17 protein-coding genes are annotated in these 13,559 nt (G+C 58.1%); 3 read left to right on the top strand and 14 right to left on the bottom strand.

Annotated features, from left to right (window positions below):
• Positions 1–2: 2 nt before the first annotated feature.
• The 4 genes from ACOZ42_RS14870 to ACOZ42_RS14855 form a co-directional block, all read right to left on the bottom strand.
• On the bottom strand, positions 3–503 hold the full coding sequence (locus ACOZ42_RS14870; protein WP_219235181.1) for a peroxiredoxin family protein: 501 nt from the start codon (positions 501–503) through the stop codon (positions 3–5).
• Positions 500–1,192, bottom strand: coding sequence for a BON domain-containing protein (locus ACOZ42_RS14865; RefSeq protein WP_003802139.1), 693 nt, complete (start codon positions 1,190–1,192; stop codon positions 500–502). The genes ACOZ42_RS14870 and ACOZ42_RS14865 overlap by 4 nt, the downstream gene beginning before the upstream one ends.
• On the bottom strand, positions 1,189–1,782 hold the full coding sequence (locus tag ACOZ42_RS14860; RefSeq protein WP_003802136.1) for a phosphoheptose isomerase: 594 nt from the start codon (positions 1,780–1,782) through the stop codon (positions 1,189–1,191). The genes ACOZ42_RS14865 and ACOZ42_RS14860 overlap by 4 nt, the downstream gene beginning before the upstream one ends.
• A gap of 186 nt (positions 1,783–1,968) precedes the next feature.
• Positions 1,969–2,427 (bottom strand): YraN family protein, encoded by a 459-nt coding sequence (locus ACOZ42_RS14855; RefSeq protein WP_059318215.1) that lies wholly within the window; start codon positions 2,425–2,427, stop codon positions 1,969–1,971.
• Between the two features lie 34 nt (positions 2,428–2,461).
• Here ACOZ42_RS14855 and rsmI point away from each other — a divergent pair, with 34 nt between their 5' ends.
• Entirely contained in the window at positions 2,462–3,400 is a 939-nt protein-coding gene (gene rsmI, locus ACOZ42_RS14850; RefSeq protein WP_003802132.1) for a 16S rRNA (cytidine(1402)-2'-O)-methyltransferase, read from the top strand.
• 36 nt (positions 3,401–3,436) lie between these two features.
• Here the strand turns inward: rsmI and ACOZ42_RS14845 are convergent, their stop codons facing one another.
• From ACOZ42_RS14845 to ACOZ42_RS14800, 10 genes are all read right to left on the bottom strand, one after another.
• Positions 3,437–4,534 carry a septal ring lytic transglycosylase RlpA family protein gene (locus ACOZ42_RS14845; protein WP_003802130.1) on the bottom strand — a complete coding sequence of 366 codons (1,098 nt, stop codon included), beginning with the start codon at positions 4,532–4,534 and terminating at the stop codon, positions 3,437–3,439.
• Positions 4,531–5,406: an RNase adapter RapZ gene (rapZ, locus tag ACOZ42_RS14840; RefSeq protein WP_003802127.1), complete on the bottom strand. Its 876-nt coding sequence runs from the start codon at positions 5,404–5,406 to the stop codon at positions 4,531–4,533. The genes ACOZ42_RS14845 and rapZ overlap by 4 nt, the downstream gene beginning before the upstream one ends.
• A 102-nt stretch (positions 5,407–5,508) precedes the next feature.
• Positions 5,509–6,435: an HPr(Ser) kinase/phosphatase gene (gene hprK / locus ACOZ42_RS14835; protein WP_003802126.1), complete on the bottom strand. Its 927-nt coding sequence runs from the start codon at positions 6,433–6,435 to the stop codon at positions 5,509–5,511.
• Positions 6,407–6,907 (bottom strand): PTS sugar transporter subunit IIA, encoded by a 501-nt coding sequence (locus ACOZ42_RS14830; RefSeq protein ID WP_059318337.1) that lies wholly within the window; start codon positions 6,905–6,907, stop codon positions 6,407–6,409. Before ACOZ42_RS14830 ends, hprK begins: the two co-directional genes overlap by 29 nt.
• Positions 6,908–7,061: 154 nt before the next feature.
• Positions 7,062–7,388: a ribosome hibernation-promoting factor, HPF/YfiA family gene (gene hpf / locus ACOZ42_RS14825; RefSeq protein WP_003802121.1), complete on the bottom strand. Its 327-nt coding sequence runs from the start codon at positions 7,386–7,388 to the stop codon at positions 7,062–7,064.
• A 189-nt stretch (positions 7,389–7,577) separates the two neighbouring features.
• Complete coding sequence (gene lptB / locus ACOZ42_RS14820) at positions 7,578–8,369, bottom strand: LPS export ABC transporter ATP-binding protein (RefSeq protein WP_003802120.1); 792 nt, start codon at positions 8,367–8,369, stop codon at positions 7,578–7,580.
• Positions 8,370–8,387: 18 nt separating this feature from the next.
• Complete coding sequence (gene lptA, locus ACOZ42_RS14815; RefSeq protein ID WP_003802119.1) at positions 8,388–9,038, bottom strand: lipopolysaccharide transport periplasmic protein LptA; 651 nt, start codon at positions 9,036–9,038, stop codon at positions 8,388–8,390.
• Positions 9,035–9,655, bottom strand: a complete 621-nt coding sequence (gene lptC, locus ACOZ42_RS14810; RefSeq protein ID WP_003802118.1) for an LPS export ABC transporter periplasmic protein LptC — start codon at positions 9,653–9,655, stop codon at positions 9,035–9,037. The genes lptA and lptC overlap by 4 nt, the downstream gene beginning before the upstream one ends.
• Positions 9,656–9,657: 2 nt before the next feature.
• Entirely contained in the window at positions 9,658–10,263 is a 606-nt protein-coding gene (locus ACOZ42_RS14805; RefSeq protein WP_003802117.1) for a KdsC family phosphatase, read from the bottom strand.
• Positions 10,264–10,265: 2 nt separating this feature from the next.
• A complete protein-coding gene (locus ACOZ42_RS14800) occupies positions 10,266–11,255 on the bottom strand; it encodes a KpsF/GutQ family sugar-phosphate isomerase (protein WP_003802116.1) in 990 nt (329 codons plus the stop codon).
• A 157-nt stretch (positions 11,256–11,412) separates the two neighbouring features.
• Here ACOZ42_RS14800 and ACOZ42_RS14795 point away from each other — a divergent pair, with 157 nt between their 5' ends.
• Together ACOZ42_RS14795 and ACOZ42_RS14790 are read left to right on the top strand one after the other, a co-directional pair.
• Positions 11,413–11,979: a GbsR/MarR family transcriptional regulator gene (locus ACOZ42_RS14795; protein WP_003802115.1), complete on the top strand. Its 567-nt coding sequence runs from the start codon at positions 11,413–11,415 to the stop codon at positions 11,977–11,979.
• Positions 11,972–13,555: a cytochrome ubiquinol oxidase subunit I gene (locus ACOZ42_RS14790; RefSeq protein WP_003802114.1), complete on the top strand. Its 1,584-nt coding sequence runs from the start codon at positions 11,972–11,974 to the stop codon at positions 13,553–13,555. Before ACOZ42_RS14795 ends, ACOZ42_RS14790 begins: the two co-directional genes overlap by 8 nt.
• Positions 13,556–13,559 lie beyond the last annotated feature (4 nt).

The following is a 13,559-nucleotide window of genomic DNA, read 5'->3' as shown; positions in this document are numbered from 1 at the left end:
GCTTAGCTGCTGGCCAGGGCTTTTTCGACAGTAGCAATGAACTCCTGCTTGTCGTAGTTGCCCAGGTAGCGCTTGATGATGTAACCCTGTTTGTCGAGTAAAAAGGCAGTGGGCGTCAGACGGACGTCCCCAAAGGCCTTGGCGATATCGCCCTTGTCGTCATGGACAACCGTGAACGGCAGTTGGCGGGACTGGGTGAAATTACGCACGTAATTGATGGGGTCGTGCTTCATGGCGACGGCCACGATATCAAATCCCTTGCTGGACAAGGCATTGAAGTTCTCAATGTTGTCAGGCATTTGCGCAACGCAGGTGGTGCAGTCCGTGGCCCAGAACTTCACCAGGACTACTTTGCCTTGCAGATCTTTGGTCTCAAAGTGTTTGCCATTGAGGTCGGTGAAGGCGACGTCCGGGGCGCTGGCCTTGGCGCTGCCGGACATGGTCCATACGCCCAGACCTACAGCGATGGCAACGACAAAGGCAATGATGACTACTTTTTTCATTGGACAGGCATCACTTCTACAGAAGAGGCGGGAGCAGGCTGTGCTGCCGGAGCCGCTGTGCCAGCGGGGGCAGTGCTTGGCTGATTGTTGGTGCTAAAAGGTTGTGCCAGGCTTTCGGCGCTGACGTACTCAAAGAGCTTGACCACTTTGTTCACGCCGGGCACGCTGGAGGCGGCAATCGCGGCGCGTTCGCCCTCTTCGTGAGTGACACGGCCCAGCAGGTAGACTACGCCACGCTCGGTTGTGGTGGAGATCGTGCGGCTAGGCACGTCCTTGGCGTTCAGCAAGGCGGTGCTGACCCGGGTGGTAATCCAGGAGTCGTTCGAACGCACACTCAACGGGGTGGGCTCGCCCACGCGCAATTCATTGACCACGCGAGTGACTTTGTCGACTTTGGAGACCAGACGTCCTGCCTCTTCCTTGTCAGCCTGGGTGGGCACATCCCCCGTCAGCAGGGCAAGCCCGGCGTAGGAGGTGGTGTTGATGCGACCTTCCTTGTTCTCCAGCAGGCGACGTGTTTCCGCGCCGGCTTTCATGACGATGGTTTTGTCCTCGACCTGTTCGCCTGTGGTGCGACGGTCGGTAGCTACGACAGCGGTCGTGGCGGCAGCGCCGCCGACCACCAGTAGTCCGCAGCCGGTCAGTGTGGTGCTGGCCAGCAGGGCGGCCAGAATCAAACGGTGTTTCATAGGGGATCTCCCAGCAGCAGGGCATCAATGCCATCGCACATGGCATGCAACAGAACAATGTGTACTTCCTGAATACGCATGGTTCGATCGTGCGGTACGCAAAGATGAATGTCTGTGTCCGAGAGCAGCTCGGCGATTTTTCCGCCGCCTTTGCCTGTCAGGGCAATGATGACCATATCGCGCTCGCGGGCGGCCTCGATGGCGCGGATGACATTAGGCGAGTTGCCGCTGGTGGAGATGGCCACCAGAATGTCGCCAGTCTGGCCCAAGGCACTGACCTGGCGTTCAAAAATACTGTCAAAGCCGTAATCGTTGCCCACCGCCGTCATGATCGAGGTATCGGTGTTCAACGCAATGCCGGCCAAAGGCAGGCGGTCGCGCTCAAAACGGCCCACCAGCTCTGCAATAAAGTGCTGGGCGTCGGCTGCTGATCCGCCGTTTCCGCAAGCCAGAATCTTGCCGTCGTTAGCCAGGGTGGCAAACAATAGCTCGACAGCGGCGGCCAAAGGTTCGGCCAGTTCGCGGGTGCTGGCTTTGAGGGTATCGACGGAATCGTCGAAATGCGAAGTCATTAAGGCGATAAGGTCCATAGCGCGCATTATCGCACGGAGAATTTCCCTGTGGGGCAGGCAGAACGTGTCATGTTGAAAAAAACGCCACGGTATTGAAACCAGATGCTGTATCCGGATTGAGATAGGGGCAGGTGCCCGATTTTTTCTATAGGACAGTGTCCTTGCCGAAAAATTCCCAGCTAGTCAGGCCTGGTTGGAACGGGCTCAAGTTTGTTCGAAGGCCTGCTGGACCCAGGTCAGGGTATCGCCTTCAATCGCGATCACGTCAAAACGGCAGGCTGGCAGCCGGCCATGAAAATAGCGTTGGCTCAGGATTGGCAGCCAGTGTTGGGCGGCCAGGATCAAGCGCCGTTGCTTATCCCGGTTTACACTGGCAAGCGCCCCTCCGTAGGTCTTGTGATTGCGCTGGCGCACTTCCAGAAACACAAGTTGCTCTTGATGGCACAGGACCAGGTCAATTTCCCCAAAGCGAGTACGTAATTGGCGGGCCAGAACGCGGGCTCCATGAGCGAGGACATGTTCGCAGGCGCGCTGTTCGGCCTGATCGCCGCTTGTCTGACTGGGAGAGCGCCTGGGCTCAGCCTTTCTGCTTGCTGGGCGACGCTGCGGTTTGCGTCGCAGTTGCCGATTTTGAGCCTGGCGGGCGTAGTCAAAGAGGTTCATAGGGATACACGATGATGAATAAGCAGGATCGAGCATGAGCGATACCGAAAACCGGACAGTGAACGCGGCAGTCTGGCAAAGCATGATGGACAAGGTACAGGGCCAGGTCTGGCCATCCTCTTGTCTGTATGTGGTGGCCACGCCCATTGGCAATATGGGAGACCTTAGCCTGCGCGGCTGGCAGGCGCTGGAGCTGTGTGACATTATTGCGGCCGAGGACACACGGGCAACGCGCCCTTTTTTACAGGCCTGGGGCATACAAACGCCGCTGATGGCGGCTCATCGTCACAACGAGGCGCAGGCGGCTCAGGCCATTATTCAGCGTCTGGAGCAAGGGCAGCGAGTGGCCTTGGTGTCGGATGCGGGGGCACCTGCTGTCAGTGACCCGGGTGCGCGTGTGGTGCGCTCAGTGCGGCAAGCCGGGTTTCAGGTCGTGCCTTTGCCCGGAGCCTCGGCCGTTATTGCCGCCTTGATGGGTAGTGGCGCCACGAGCGACGAGAACCCTGCATTTGCGTTTGCCGGCTTTATGCCGCCCAAGACGGTGGCGCGTCGCAAGTGGCTGCAGCATTGGTCCAGCCTGGGCATGCCGGTGTTGATGTTCGAGTCGCCCCACCGCCTGCGTGCCGCCGTGCGCGATATGCAAGAGGTATGCGGCCCAATGCGGGAGCTGACTTTTGCGCGTGAACTGAGTAAACGTTTCGAGCAGATTCACACCGTGCCCCTGGGGCAGGCTCTGGCCTGGCTGGATGAGGACAGTCACCGGGAGCAAGGGGAGTTTGTGCTGATTTTGCATGAGGCCCCGCGAGAGCCTGATGAGGATGCGCCCGTTTTGGATGCAACTACGCAGCGGTGGATGAAGGCCCTGCTGGAGCAGGTTTCATTGCGGGACGCCGCCCGCATTGCCAGTCAGGCAACCGGGATTTCCCGCGATGTACTCTATGCCTGGGGCTTGGCAAACGCGCCCCAAGGCTAGTGAGCTGGAGCCGGTCGGATTGCTTCTCCCAATACCTTAGCGCACAGCGACAGAGGGGCTAAGACCGGTTTTTTGCTTGATGCGGTAGGCCGCGTTAATCGCTTCGGTGCGATTGGGGTAGGGCCCGATCTGTACGCGGTACAGATCGTTGTGGGTCTGAACCTGGGCATCGCGGTATTCCACCTGCGCTATCTGGCGATTGAGCTGTTGCGCCAGGGCGGCGGCATTCTCTCTTGCAGAGAATGCGCCGAACTGGAGGTAAACCCGGCTTTGACCCGAAGGAGCCTGCGGCTTGCTGGTGTTTGTTGTCGTCGCCTGCACAATCAACTGCTGATCGTTGGCATCGCTGCTCCAGCTGGGGGAATCATCCAGCTCTATCGTCAGCTCTTCTTGCGGCAGGGCAGACAAGGCATCGGGCGTAGGCTCCAGCGTTTCCGTGATGGTCAGGCTGGATTGGGGTTCGGCGATGGCCAGTGTGTCGAGGGGTGTTTCAGCCTCGGCCTGGGCCAGCTCAATGTCGCCCTGCTCAAAGCTGCCATTACGTATTTCTTCCTCGGTAATCGCTTCCACCAGGACAGTGCCGCTGCCGGGCGCAATCAAGTCCAGCTTGGCTGCCGCGACGTAGGATAAATCGATGATGCGTGAGCTGTGAAAGGGGCCGCGATCGTTGATGCGCACAATGACAGATTTGCCTGTCTTGGGCCGGGTCACACGCGCATAGCTCGGAATAGGCAAGGTGGGATGGGCCGCCGTCATGGCATACATATCGTAGGTTTCGCCATTAGCGGTTTTCTTGCCGTGAAACTTGCGTCCATACCAGGAAGCGGTGCCGGTCTGGGTAAAGGCTTTGTGGGAAGTATGAGGAACAAAGCTTTTGCCGAGCACGGTATAGGGACGGGTATTGCTGCGGGCGATCGGTTCTATGCGAGGGGTGGCGTTGGGAGTGGCGTGCAGATTGGCCGGTATGCGAGAGTGGGGGCCATCGTCTTTGTAATAACCTCCGCCTCGCGGCGCTGAAACGGTGGCCCCCGGTTTGGCTTTGGGTTTGGCGCGCTTGGGGCTGGATGAGCACCCGGCCAGCAAGGCCAGTATGCTCAGCACGGCGCCTAATTTGTAAAAAAGGGAATGACTCATGGGACGGGATTGATAGGCGGTTGGTTGCGATGGCGTACCAGCAAGGGCGCATAATCGGCAAAACGCAGTGCCAGTTGTTCCGCTACATAGACAGAGCGATGCTGACCGCCCGTGCAACCAATGGCTACAGTCAGATAATTGCGAGTGTCCTGCATATATAAAGGTAGCCAGCGCCGCACGAAACCCGCGATGTCATCGATCATGGTTTCCACGGAGCCGAACTGGGCCAGCCATTTGGCCACTGGCTCGTCCCGGCCTGTCATGGGACGCAGTTCGGGGTCGTAGTGCGGGTTGGGTAGACAGCGCACGTCAAATACCAGATCGGCATCGCCGGGCACGCCACGTTTGTAGGCAAAGGACTCAAAGGTCAGCACCACGCTGGCCCGATCGGCCTGCACCAGATCGCGAATCCAGGCGCGCAGCTGGCCGGGTGTCAGGTCCGTGGTGTCGATAATGTGGCCCAGTTCGCGCAAAGGAGCGGTCATTTCCCGCTCTGCTTCGATGCATTCCTGCAGCGAGGGGGAGCGGCCGTCCTGACGGAGGCGGTCTGTCAGCGGGTGACGGCGACGCGATTCCGAGTAACGCTGCATCAGAGTGTGATCGCTGGCATTGAGAAACAGTACGCGCAGGGCATAGCCTTCTTCGTTCAGCTTGCTGATGACTCCGGGCAGGATGTCCAGATCACCGGCGCCGCGCACGTCAATGGCGACGGCCAGTCGCTCCAGCCCCTGTTCAGCAGAACGCTGAACAAATTCGGCCAGAAATCGGGGAGGCAGGTTGTCTATGCAGAGATAGCCGGTATCTTCCAGCAGACGCAAGGCAACTGATTTTCCCGAACCGGATATGCCGGTAATCAATACAACTTTCAGCATTGTGGCAAAAGGCTCCGAGTCGCTGCCCGGCAGGCGGGCGGCGGTTAGGTGAAACAGGACAAAGCCCTCAGGGCACGCTGAGTGCGAATGGCCCTGGGGTGCCTAGTCTTCGCGGCTATTCATGATAGCCAGTGCCTGGCGTTCGATGAAATCGCCCATGGTGTCAATGCCGCGGAAAGCGAGGATGGTATTGCGCACCGCCGCTTCCACCAGCACCGCAAGGTTTCGGCCTGCGGCCACCTGGAGCATGACACGTTTGATGTCGACCCCCAGCACTTCCTGCGTCTGGTCCTGGGTGGGCAGACGCTCGAAACTGTCGGGGTTGGAACGGACCAGGTGCACGATTAGTTTAAGCTTCATTCTACGACGAACGGAGGTTTCGCCGAAAATGGTGCGTATGTCCAGCAGACCCAGGCCCCGTACCTCAAGCAGATTTTGCAGTAGGGGTGGGCACTGACCGTCAATCATGTTGGGGGCGGTGCGGGACAGTTCGACCGCATCGTCTGCCACCAGACCGTGACCACGCGAGATCAATTCCAGCGCCAGTTCGCTTTTTCCCAGTCCCGACTCGCCGGTAATCAGTACCCCCAAACCCAGCACATCCATAAAGACACCGTGCATGGTGGTTTTCGGGGCCAGACGTCTGCCCAGATAAATGCGCAGCAGATCAATGAGCTGGGCGGCATCAATAGGCGTGTAGAGCAGGGGTACGCCTTGTTCTTCGCAAAACTGGATCAGGTCGTCGGGAGCGACGGCGTCATTGGCGATGAACAGGGCGGGAACTCCGCCTTGCCTGAGATCATCCAGGTGATGCAGGCGACGCTTGACGTCAAAGCGACTGTAGAAAGAGAGCTCTTCGGGGCCGAAAACCTGAATGCGGCCCGGATGGATCAGGTTCAGATGGCCGACCAGATCCGCGGCAGAAGCACCAAGGTCGGGGATGGGGCGCAGGGCAGCATGTTTTCCGGCTGCCCAGCTTACCTCGAGCTTGTCGTGATTATCATTGACCAGTTCTTGAACTGTCAGCATCGGAATGTTCCGCGTTGAGATCGGGGGTCTGGGTCAGGAGCTGGTGTATTTGAACCGGGTCCGTTTCCTGTGCCAGTGCCTGACGGATATCCTGATCGGCCATCAGGCGGGCGATCTCGGCCAGCAAGTCCAGGTGGATTTGAGTGGCCGTCTCGGGAACCAGCAGAAAGAACAGCAGGCTGGCGGTACGGCCATCGCTGGGATCGAAACGCACCGGCTCGGCCAGACGCATGAAAACGGCACAAGGCTCCTTGAGGTCCTTGATCCGACCGTGCGGCACAGCAACGTCGTGACCAAGAGCGGTGGAGCCCAGGCGCTCGCGAGCGATCAGGCTATGGAAAACGGCTGTCCGGGCAATGCCGTGATGGTTCTCGAATATTAGTCCGGCTTGTTCAAAAGCGCGCTTCTTGCTGGTGACAGCAAGATCTAGAACCACGTTGGACAAAGGCAATATACGCGACAAGAGATTCATGACGGCCATTATAGGGGGGAATGTTTTTTAGCTAAACATTTTTTGGATGGCTAACAACAGGCGGACAGATACGCCCTGAAACACAAAACCCCGAACTTATGAAAAGTACGGGGTTTGTTGGCAGGGCTATGCCTGCTGTACCAGTTCGGCGTGATCAGGCAGCCGGAACTTCGAGCCGCTTGGCGGGCTCATGCGCATGGCTGTTTGCCTTTTCCTTGTATTTCAGGATCTGTCGGTCAATCTTATCGGCCAGCAGATCAATCGCGGCATACAAGTTCTCGTCTGAAGATGCGCAATGAATATCTTTGCCGGGGACACGGACGGTCACTTCGGCAGTGTGCTTCAGACGTTCAATGGAAAGCATAACCTGCGAGTCAACCACGTTGTCGAAGTGCTTTTCAATTCGACCAATTTTGCTTTTGACGTAGTCGCGAATGGCAGGAGTTATGTCAAGATTACGGCCAGTGATGTTAAGGCTCATATAGGCTCTCCGTAGTAGTCAAACAACTTGTTCTAGAGGGGGGATATCGTCGTCTTTAGCCTCCTTACTACTGATCTTGGATATCCCAGTATACCTATATGTGGGTCAGATAACATGACCTGAATCAATCTGTGATGTGCAGGAAAACCCTTGGCCCCGCCCGGTCCGGTTACCAGGCTTGAAATTGGCTTACATCCGGAAGTTCGATCCCAGATAAACCTTGCGCACAGCTTCATTGTCGATGATTTCGGACGGATGCCCGCTGGTCAGAACGGTGCCCTCACTGATGATGTAGGCCCGGTCGCAAATGCCCAGTGTCTCGCGCACGTTATGGTCGGTAATCAGCACGCCGATGTTGCGCCCCTTGAGAAATTGCACAATGCGTTGAATCTCGATCACGGCAATCGGGTCCACCCCGGCAAAGGGCTCGTCCAGCAGAATAAATCGCGGGTTGCTGGCCAGCGCACGGGCAATTTCCACGCGTCGCCGCTCGCCGCCTGACAGGGAAAGGGCGGTGTTTTGCCGGATATGCCCGATCTGCAGCTCGTTAATCAGGGTTTCCAGGCGCTCGTTGATGTCTTGCTTGCTGATGTGGCGGCCGTTCTCGTCCAGTTGCAGTTCGAGTACGGCGCGGATGTTTTCCTCTACGGTCAGACGTCGAAAGACAGACGCATCCTGCGGCAGATACGACAGGCCCAGCCGTGCGCGCTTGTGCATGGGCATGGCGGTAATGGGCGTGCCGTCAATTTCGATGCGGCCAGCATCGGCAGGCACAATGCCTACGATCATATAGAAGCTGGTGGTTTTGCCAGCTCCGTTCGGGCCGAGCAGGCCTACCACCTCACCGCTTTCCACATTCAGGGAAACGTCCTGCACAACGGTGCGTTTGCCGTAGGTTTTGCGCAGGCCTTGTGCAATCAGGCTGCCTTTGGTCGAGTGGCTGGCGCGGGTGGGGGTAGACGGGTTGTTAGGAGCAACCATGGTTCAGGGGTGTCCGGTCTATTTGCGGGAGGAAGACTTGCGTTGGCATTCAGCCAAGGCTGCATCGGCATTGGCGCGGGGGCGCGCCACAGAGCGTACGCGACCGTCTCGTGTGGCGGAGTCGGCTCCCCCGAACGCTTGGTACGTGCCGTCTTTTTGCCGGTAGATCACGCGTTGCCCCTGAATGGAGTCTTGCAGTTTGCCGCAAATATAACGATTGACCACCGCCTTGCCAATGAGCTCGACCTCTTCGGTCTTGCCGTTGTAGATGGCCCGGACGCCTTCGGCCGTGATCAGCTCAAATTTGGCCGGGTCTTCTTGTCGAATCGTGACACGGGGGCGTTCACTGACGGTGGCCGTTCCATGCTGGAAGCCTTCCGCATCCTGTTCGATTGCGAGCTGGTCGGCCATCAAGGTCATGGCGCCGCGCGTCAGGATGATGTTGCCTTTGTAAACCGTTTGCTTGGCAATATCGTCGTAGGTCAGGGTATCGGACAATACAGAGGTGTCCGGTTCGGCAGCCGCCGAGGCCGCTGCCTGGGCCAGGGCGGGGGCCGCAGGCAGCATGGCCAGAGCGCTTGTGCTCAGGCACAGGGCCAGGGCACCGCGCACGAGGCCAAAGGAGAGCATGGGCTTGTGGCCCAGGCGGGCGCTGTCAGGCGTAGTCATGGAGGGGAATCCTTAGAGCTATTGGAGGAACGCGCTTTTTGTGTTTGCTGGCCCGAGATTTTAACGTCGGATTCCGACATGACGTTCAATTGGCGAACGCGATTGTCGTAACGCATTCCGGTGCCGCGCATGGTGGACTGGCCGTTCACGACCAATGCCGGTTCGTTGGTGTACACCACGTCTTCCTCGGGCAGGATGATCAGCACTTCGCTGCGCACGTCCATTGCCTCTTCCTCGGGCGTGGCCTGTCGGTGGATATGGGCATTGCCCTTCATGGTGATGACGTCACCGCCTGCATTCATATGGGCGGTGTCCGAGGTGGCAATCGTCAGGGGCGAGTCGGGCCGGTTGCTGACGGCCCGCGGGGAGGTGATGTCGTGTGAGTCGTCATCGGGGTAGTGATAGGCAATTTCTCCGTCCAGGCGGCTGATTGCCATGCCCGTTTCATCGGAGCTGATCATGGTGAAATTGCGCGCCCAGGAGTCGGGCTCGTGGGTAACACGGCGAGGGGGATCAATCGCGACCGAGCGTTGCGTGTAATCGACCGCCCACAGCGTTGCCAGTACCAGCAAAGCCAGCAGCAACAGGGAAATGAAGGTAGGTAGACGGTCGCGCATGATTACTGAATGACTCCCGTGGTCTTCAAGGGGCCCCCGGTGATAAAAGCGGCAAGGCGTCCCTGGGAGGCCAGGATGGCATCACAGCACTCACGCACCGCGCCGTGGCCGGCAGGCTGTGTGGCCACCCAGCTGGCGATCTGGCTAATATAGAAGGGCGCTTCAGGAACGCTGGCGGAGAACCCCACGCGCTGCATGGCAGGCAAATCGATCAGATCGTCGCCCATATATCCCAGCTCGCTCAGGGACAGACCATTTTCCTGTGCCAGCTGCGTCAGCACGGCAATTTTATCGCGTACGCCCTGGTGGACGAAGGGAATGCCCAGTTCGGCAGCACGACGTGACACGATACCGCTTTCACGCCCGGTAATCAGAGCCACGCCGATGCCACTCTCGCCGAGCATGCGCAAACCATGGCCATCGAGCGCGTGAAAGCTTTTGAATTCCTCGCCGTTCGCGCTGTACCACAGGCGTCCGTCGGTCAATACGCCATCCACGTCAAAGACCATCATGCGCAACTGGCGCAACTGGTTTCGAACGAGTTCGGGCAGCTTGGCCAGAATTTGGGCTTCAGCGGGGTGAAGCGGGGCAGTGGGCGTGTTCATCATGATCAGATTACCTTTGCAGCCAACAGGTCGTGCATGTGCAGAGCTCCCAATAGTAGCCCGTTTGCGTCCAATACCAGCATTTGGCTGATGCGCAGGGCATCCATTTGCTCGGCCGCTTCAATGGCCAACGCCTCGGCGGCAATGCTGCGCGGTTCACGCGACATGCCTTCGGACACGGGCAGGTTTCGTATGTCGCCTGCGCGCGCAATCAGGCGGCGCAGGTCCCCGTCGGTGAACAGGCCCACCGGCCGGCCCTGGGGATCGGTGACGATCGTCATGCCCATTCCCTTGCTGGACATTTCGATCAGGGCATCAGGGACCAGGGTGTCGGGGGAAACGACGGGTAACTGCTCGCCGCTGCGCATGATGTCGCGCACAAACGTCAGGAGCTGTCGGCCCAGCGCTCCACCTGGGTGGGAGCGGGCAAAATCCTCACGGCTAAAGCCTCGGGCCTCCAGACAGGCGACGGCCAGCGCATCACCCAGGACCAGGGCGGCGGTGGTGCTGGCCGTAGGGGCCAGGTTGAGGGGGCAAGCCTCATGCTCGACATGGGCATCCAGGTGCAAATCGGCGTTCTGAGCCAGTTCGGACTGGGCGTGCCCTGTGATGGCAATCAGCTTGGCACCCATGCGCCGCAGGACGGTCAGCACCGTGACCAGCTCCTGGGCCTGACCCGAATAGGAAATGGCAATGACCACATCCTGCTTGGTAATCATGCCCAGATCGCCATGCAGGGCCTCGGCAGCGTGCATGAAAAAAGCCGGCGTGCCAGTCGACGCCAGTGTCGCGGCGATTTTGCGCGCAACGTGGCCAGACTTGCCGATGCCGGTCACCACTACCCGGCCCTGACAGTGCACGAGCAACTGGGTGGCTTGGACAAAGTTCTGGTCCAGGCGCTGACCCAGCGCCTGCAACGCCTCTACTTCAATGGCGAAGGTGCGTCGTGCCGAGGACAGAATGTGTTCGGGATCGAAATGTGCCGGTGTATTCATGGCGGAATTGTAAACGTGAAGTGTGCGCTTGGCATGCTGATTCGCAGGAGGCACATTGTACGATCAGAAGCGTTTGGACCAGTGGCGGGCGTAATAGTTTAGGGTTAAGATACGTCTTGTTTTGTAATTTCAGTAATTACTGAAAATTCAGGAAGCCATGAATCTAGGACCACAGGCAGAACGTTTTATTCTGCACTTTGGGGAAATGGGCGGGCGCTGGGGGGTCAACCGAACGGTAGGCCAGATTTATGCGCTCTTGTTCATTACACCCGAACCCCTCCACGCCGACGAGATTGCCGAAACGCTGGGCATCTCCCGTTCCAATGTCAGCATGAGCTTGCGCGAGCTGCAGTCTTGGCGTCTGGTCAATATGACGCACAAGATCGGCGAGCGACGCGAATATTTCGAATCCCCCAAGGATGTCTGGGATATTTTTCGTACCTTGGTGGAGGAAAAGCGCAAGCGCGAGATTGACCCCACATTAACCTTGTTGCGCAGTATCCTTATGGAAGCGCCCGTCAATGATGAAGAAGCATACGGGCAGCAGCGCATTAACGAAATGCTGGAGTTGATTGAGTTGGCTTGTGGGTGGTTTGACGAAGTTCATCACTTGCCGCCCGAAACCCTGCAAAATCTGATGCGCTTAGGTAGCAAAGTTCAGAAGGTGCTGGGTTTCGCCGGAAAGATTCGCAAAGCTGATCAAACTGGGGGTCGTCATGATTGATCTGGATGTCGTTACCTTGTCGCGGTTGCAATTTGCTTCCACCGCGATGTTTCACTTTTTATTTGTGCCCTTGACGCTAGGCCTGTCTTTTTTGCTGGCCATCATGGAAAGCGTGTATGTCATGACGGGCAAGGCCATCTGGCGCCGCATGACCAAGTTCTGGGGAGTGCTCTTTGGCATTAACTTTGCCTTGGGTGTGGCTACCGGGATTGTGATGGAGTTTCAGTTCGGCATGAACTGGGCTTATTACAGCCATTATGTGGGCGATATTTTTGGCGCCCCGCTTGCCATTGAAGGTTTGATGGCTTTTTTCCTGGAAGCCACTTTTGTCGGCCTGTTCTTTTTTGGTTGGGATCGTCTCTCCAAGCTGGGGCATTTGATCGTCACCTGGTTGGTCGCCATTGGCACCAACCTGTCGGCCCTATGGATTCTGGTCGCCAACGGCTGGATGCAGAATCCGGTAGGCGCCATCTTCAATCCCCATACCATGCGTATGGAAATGACCGACTTTGCCCAGGTCATTCTCAACCCTGTCGCGCAGGCCAAAGTCGTGCATACCGTCAGTGCCGGTTATGTGCTGGGGGCCATGTTCGTGATGGGCATCAGTGCCTGGTACCTGCTGCGCGGGCGTCATATCGACCTGGCCAAGCGTTCGATGACCGTAGCCGCCAGTTTTGGCTTGGCCGCTTCCTTGTCTGTCGTGGTCCTGGGTGACGAAAGCGGTTATCTGACGACCGAACATCAGCAAATGAAAATTGCAGCCATGGAATCCATGTGGGAGACCGAGGAAGCGCCTGCCAGTTTCAATCTGATTGCCTGGCCCGATCAGGAGGCCCGTGAAAACCGCTTCGCCGTGGAAATTCCCTGGGTGATGGGCCTGATCGGGACACGCTCGGTCAGTACGCCCATGCTGGGCATCAATGAGCTGGTAGAGCATGCCAAGATCCGTATTGCCAATGGCTTGCGCGCTTACGAGGCCCTTCAGCTGGTTCGCGCCGATGCCAGCAATATTGAAGCCCGCCGGGTTTTTGATAATAACTGGAAGGATCTGGGCTATGCGTTGCTGCTCAAGCGCTACACGGATGACATCACCAAGGCCGACACCGACACGATTGCTCAGGCTGCCTGGGATACGGTGCCACAGGTCGCTCCCTTGTTCTGGAGCTTCCGTGTGATGGTGGGTCTGGGGCTGTACTTCATCCTGTTCTTCATTGTGGCCTTTGTGCTGGCATCGCGTGACCGCCTGCAACGCCACCCACGCCTGCTCAAGGCGGCTGTCTGGAGTATCCCTCTGCCTTGGATTGCCATCGAGTGTGGATGGTTTGTGGCCGAGTTTGGACGACAGCCTTGGGCGATTGAAGGCGTTCTGCCTACCTACTATGCAGCTTCGGGCCTGTCCTTTGTAGACCTGATGATCAGTATGAGCATCTTCTTGCTGCTCTACTCCACCCTGGCGGTGATTGGCATCAAGGTCATGCTGCACTCAATACGCAAAGGCCCGGACGAGGGGGGCGAGACCGCTGCACCGTCCGCCTTGTCTTATGGTTCGCGCAACGCGCCGTTGCTGCGCGGTTAAGGAG

It is taken from the genome of Alcaligenes sp. HNGD-HTN06 (genome assembly GCF_049932565.1).
GTDB classification, from domain to species: domain Bacteria; phylum Pseudomonadota; class Gammaproteobacteria; order Burkholderiales; family Burkholderiaceae_B; genus Alcaligenes; species Alcaligenes ammonioxydans.
The sequence above is the reverse complement of the archived record's forward strand: the minus strand, read 5'-3'. Positions and strand labels throughout refer to the sequence as shown.

Excerpts from the sequence above, each read along its gene's own strand:
- ACOZ42_RS14870 (WP_219235181.1), bottom strand. The coding sequence starts at position 503 with ATGAAAAAAGTAGTCATCATTGCCTTTGTCGTTGCCATCGCTGTAGGT.
- ACOZ42_RS14865 (WP_003802139.1), bottom strand. The coding sequence starts at position 1,192 with ATGAAACACCGTTTGATTCTGGCCGCCCTGCTGGCCAGCACCACACTG.
- ACOZ42_RS14860 (WP_003802136.1), bottom strand. The coding sequence starts at position 1,782 with ATGGACCTTATCGCCTTAATGACTTCGCATTTCGACGATTCCGTCGAT.
- ACOZ42_RS14855 (WP_059318215.1), bottom strand. The coding sequence starts at position 2,427 with ATGAACCTCTTTGACTACGCCCGCCAGGCTCAAAATCGGCAACTGCGA.
- rsmI (WP_003802132.1), top strand. The coding sequence starts at position 2,462 with ATGAGCGATACCGAAAACCGGACAGTGAACGCGGCAGTCTGGCAAAGC.
- ACOZ42_RS14845 (WP_003802130.1), bottom strand. The coding sequence starts at position 4,534 with ATGAGTCATTCCCTTTTTTACAAATTAGGCGCCGTGCTGAGCATACTG.
- rapZ (WP_003802127.1), bottom strand. The coding sequence starts at position 5,406 with ATGCTGAAAGTTGTATTGATTACCGGCATATCCGGTTCGGGAAAATCA.
- hprK (WP_003802126.1), bottom strand. The coding sequence starts at position 6,435 with ATGCTGACAGTTCAAGAACTGGTCAATGATAATCACGACAAGCTCGAG.
- ACOZ42_RS14830 (WP_059318337.1), bottom strand. The coding sequence starts at position 6,907 with ATGAATCTCTTGTCGCGTATATTGCCTTTGTCCAACGTGGTTCTAGAT.
- hpf (WP_003802121.1), bottom strand. The coding sequence starts at position 7,388 with ATGAGCCTTAACATCACTGGCCGTAATCTTGACATAACTCCTGCCATT.
- lptB (WP_003802120.1), bottom strand. The coding sequence starts at position 8,369 with ATGGTTGCTCCTAACAACCCGTCTACCCCCACCCGCGCCAGCCACTCG.
- lptA (WP_003802119.1), bottom strand. The coding sequence starts at position 9,038 with ATGACTACGCCTGACAGCGCCCGCCTGGGCCACAAGCCCATGCTCTCC.
- lptC (WP_003802118.1), bottom strand. The coding sequence starts at position 9,655 with ATGCGCGACCGTCTACCTACCTTCATTTCCCTGTTGCTGCTGGCTTTG.
- ACOZ42_RS14805 (WP_003802117.1), bottom strand. The coding sequence starts at position 10,263 with ATGATGAACACGCCCACTGCCCCGCTTCACCCCGCTGAAGCCCAAATT.
- ACOZ42_RS14800 (WP_003802116.1), bottom strand. The coding sequence starts at position 11,255 with ATGAATACACCGGCACATTTCGATCCCGAACACATTCTGTCCTCGGCA.
- ACOZ42_RS14795 (WP_003802115.1), top strand. The coding sequence starts at position 11,413 with ATGAATCTAGGACCACAGGCAGAACGTTTTATTCTGCACTTTGGGGAA.
- ACOZ42_RS14790 (WP_003802114.1), top strand. The coding sequence starts at position 11,972 with ATGATTGATCTGGATGTCGTTACCTTGTCGCGGTTGCAATTTGCTTCC.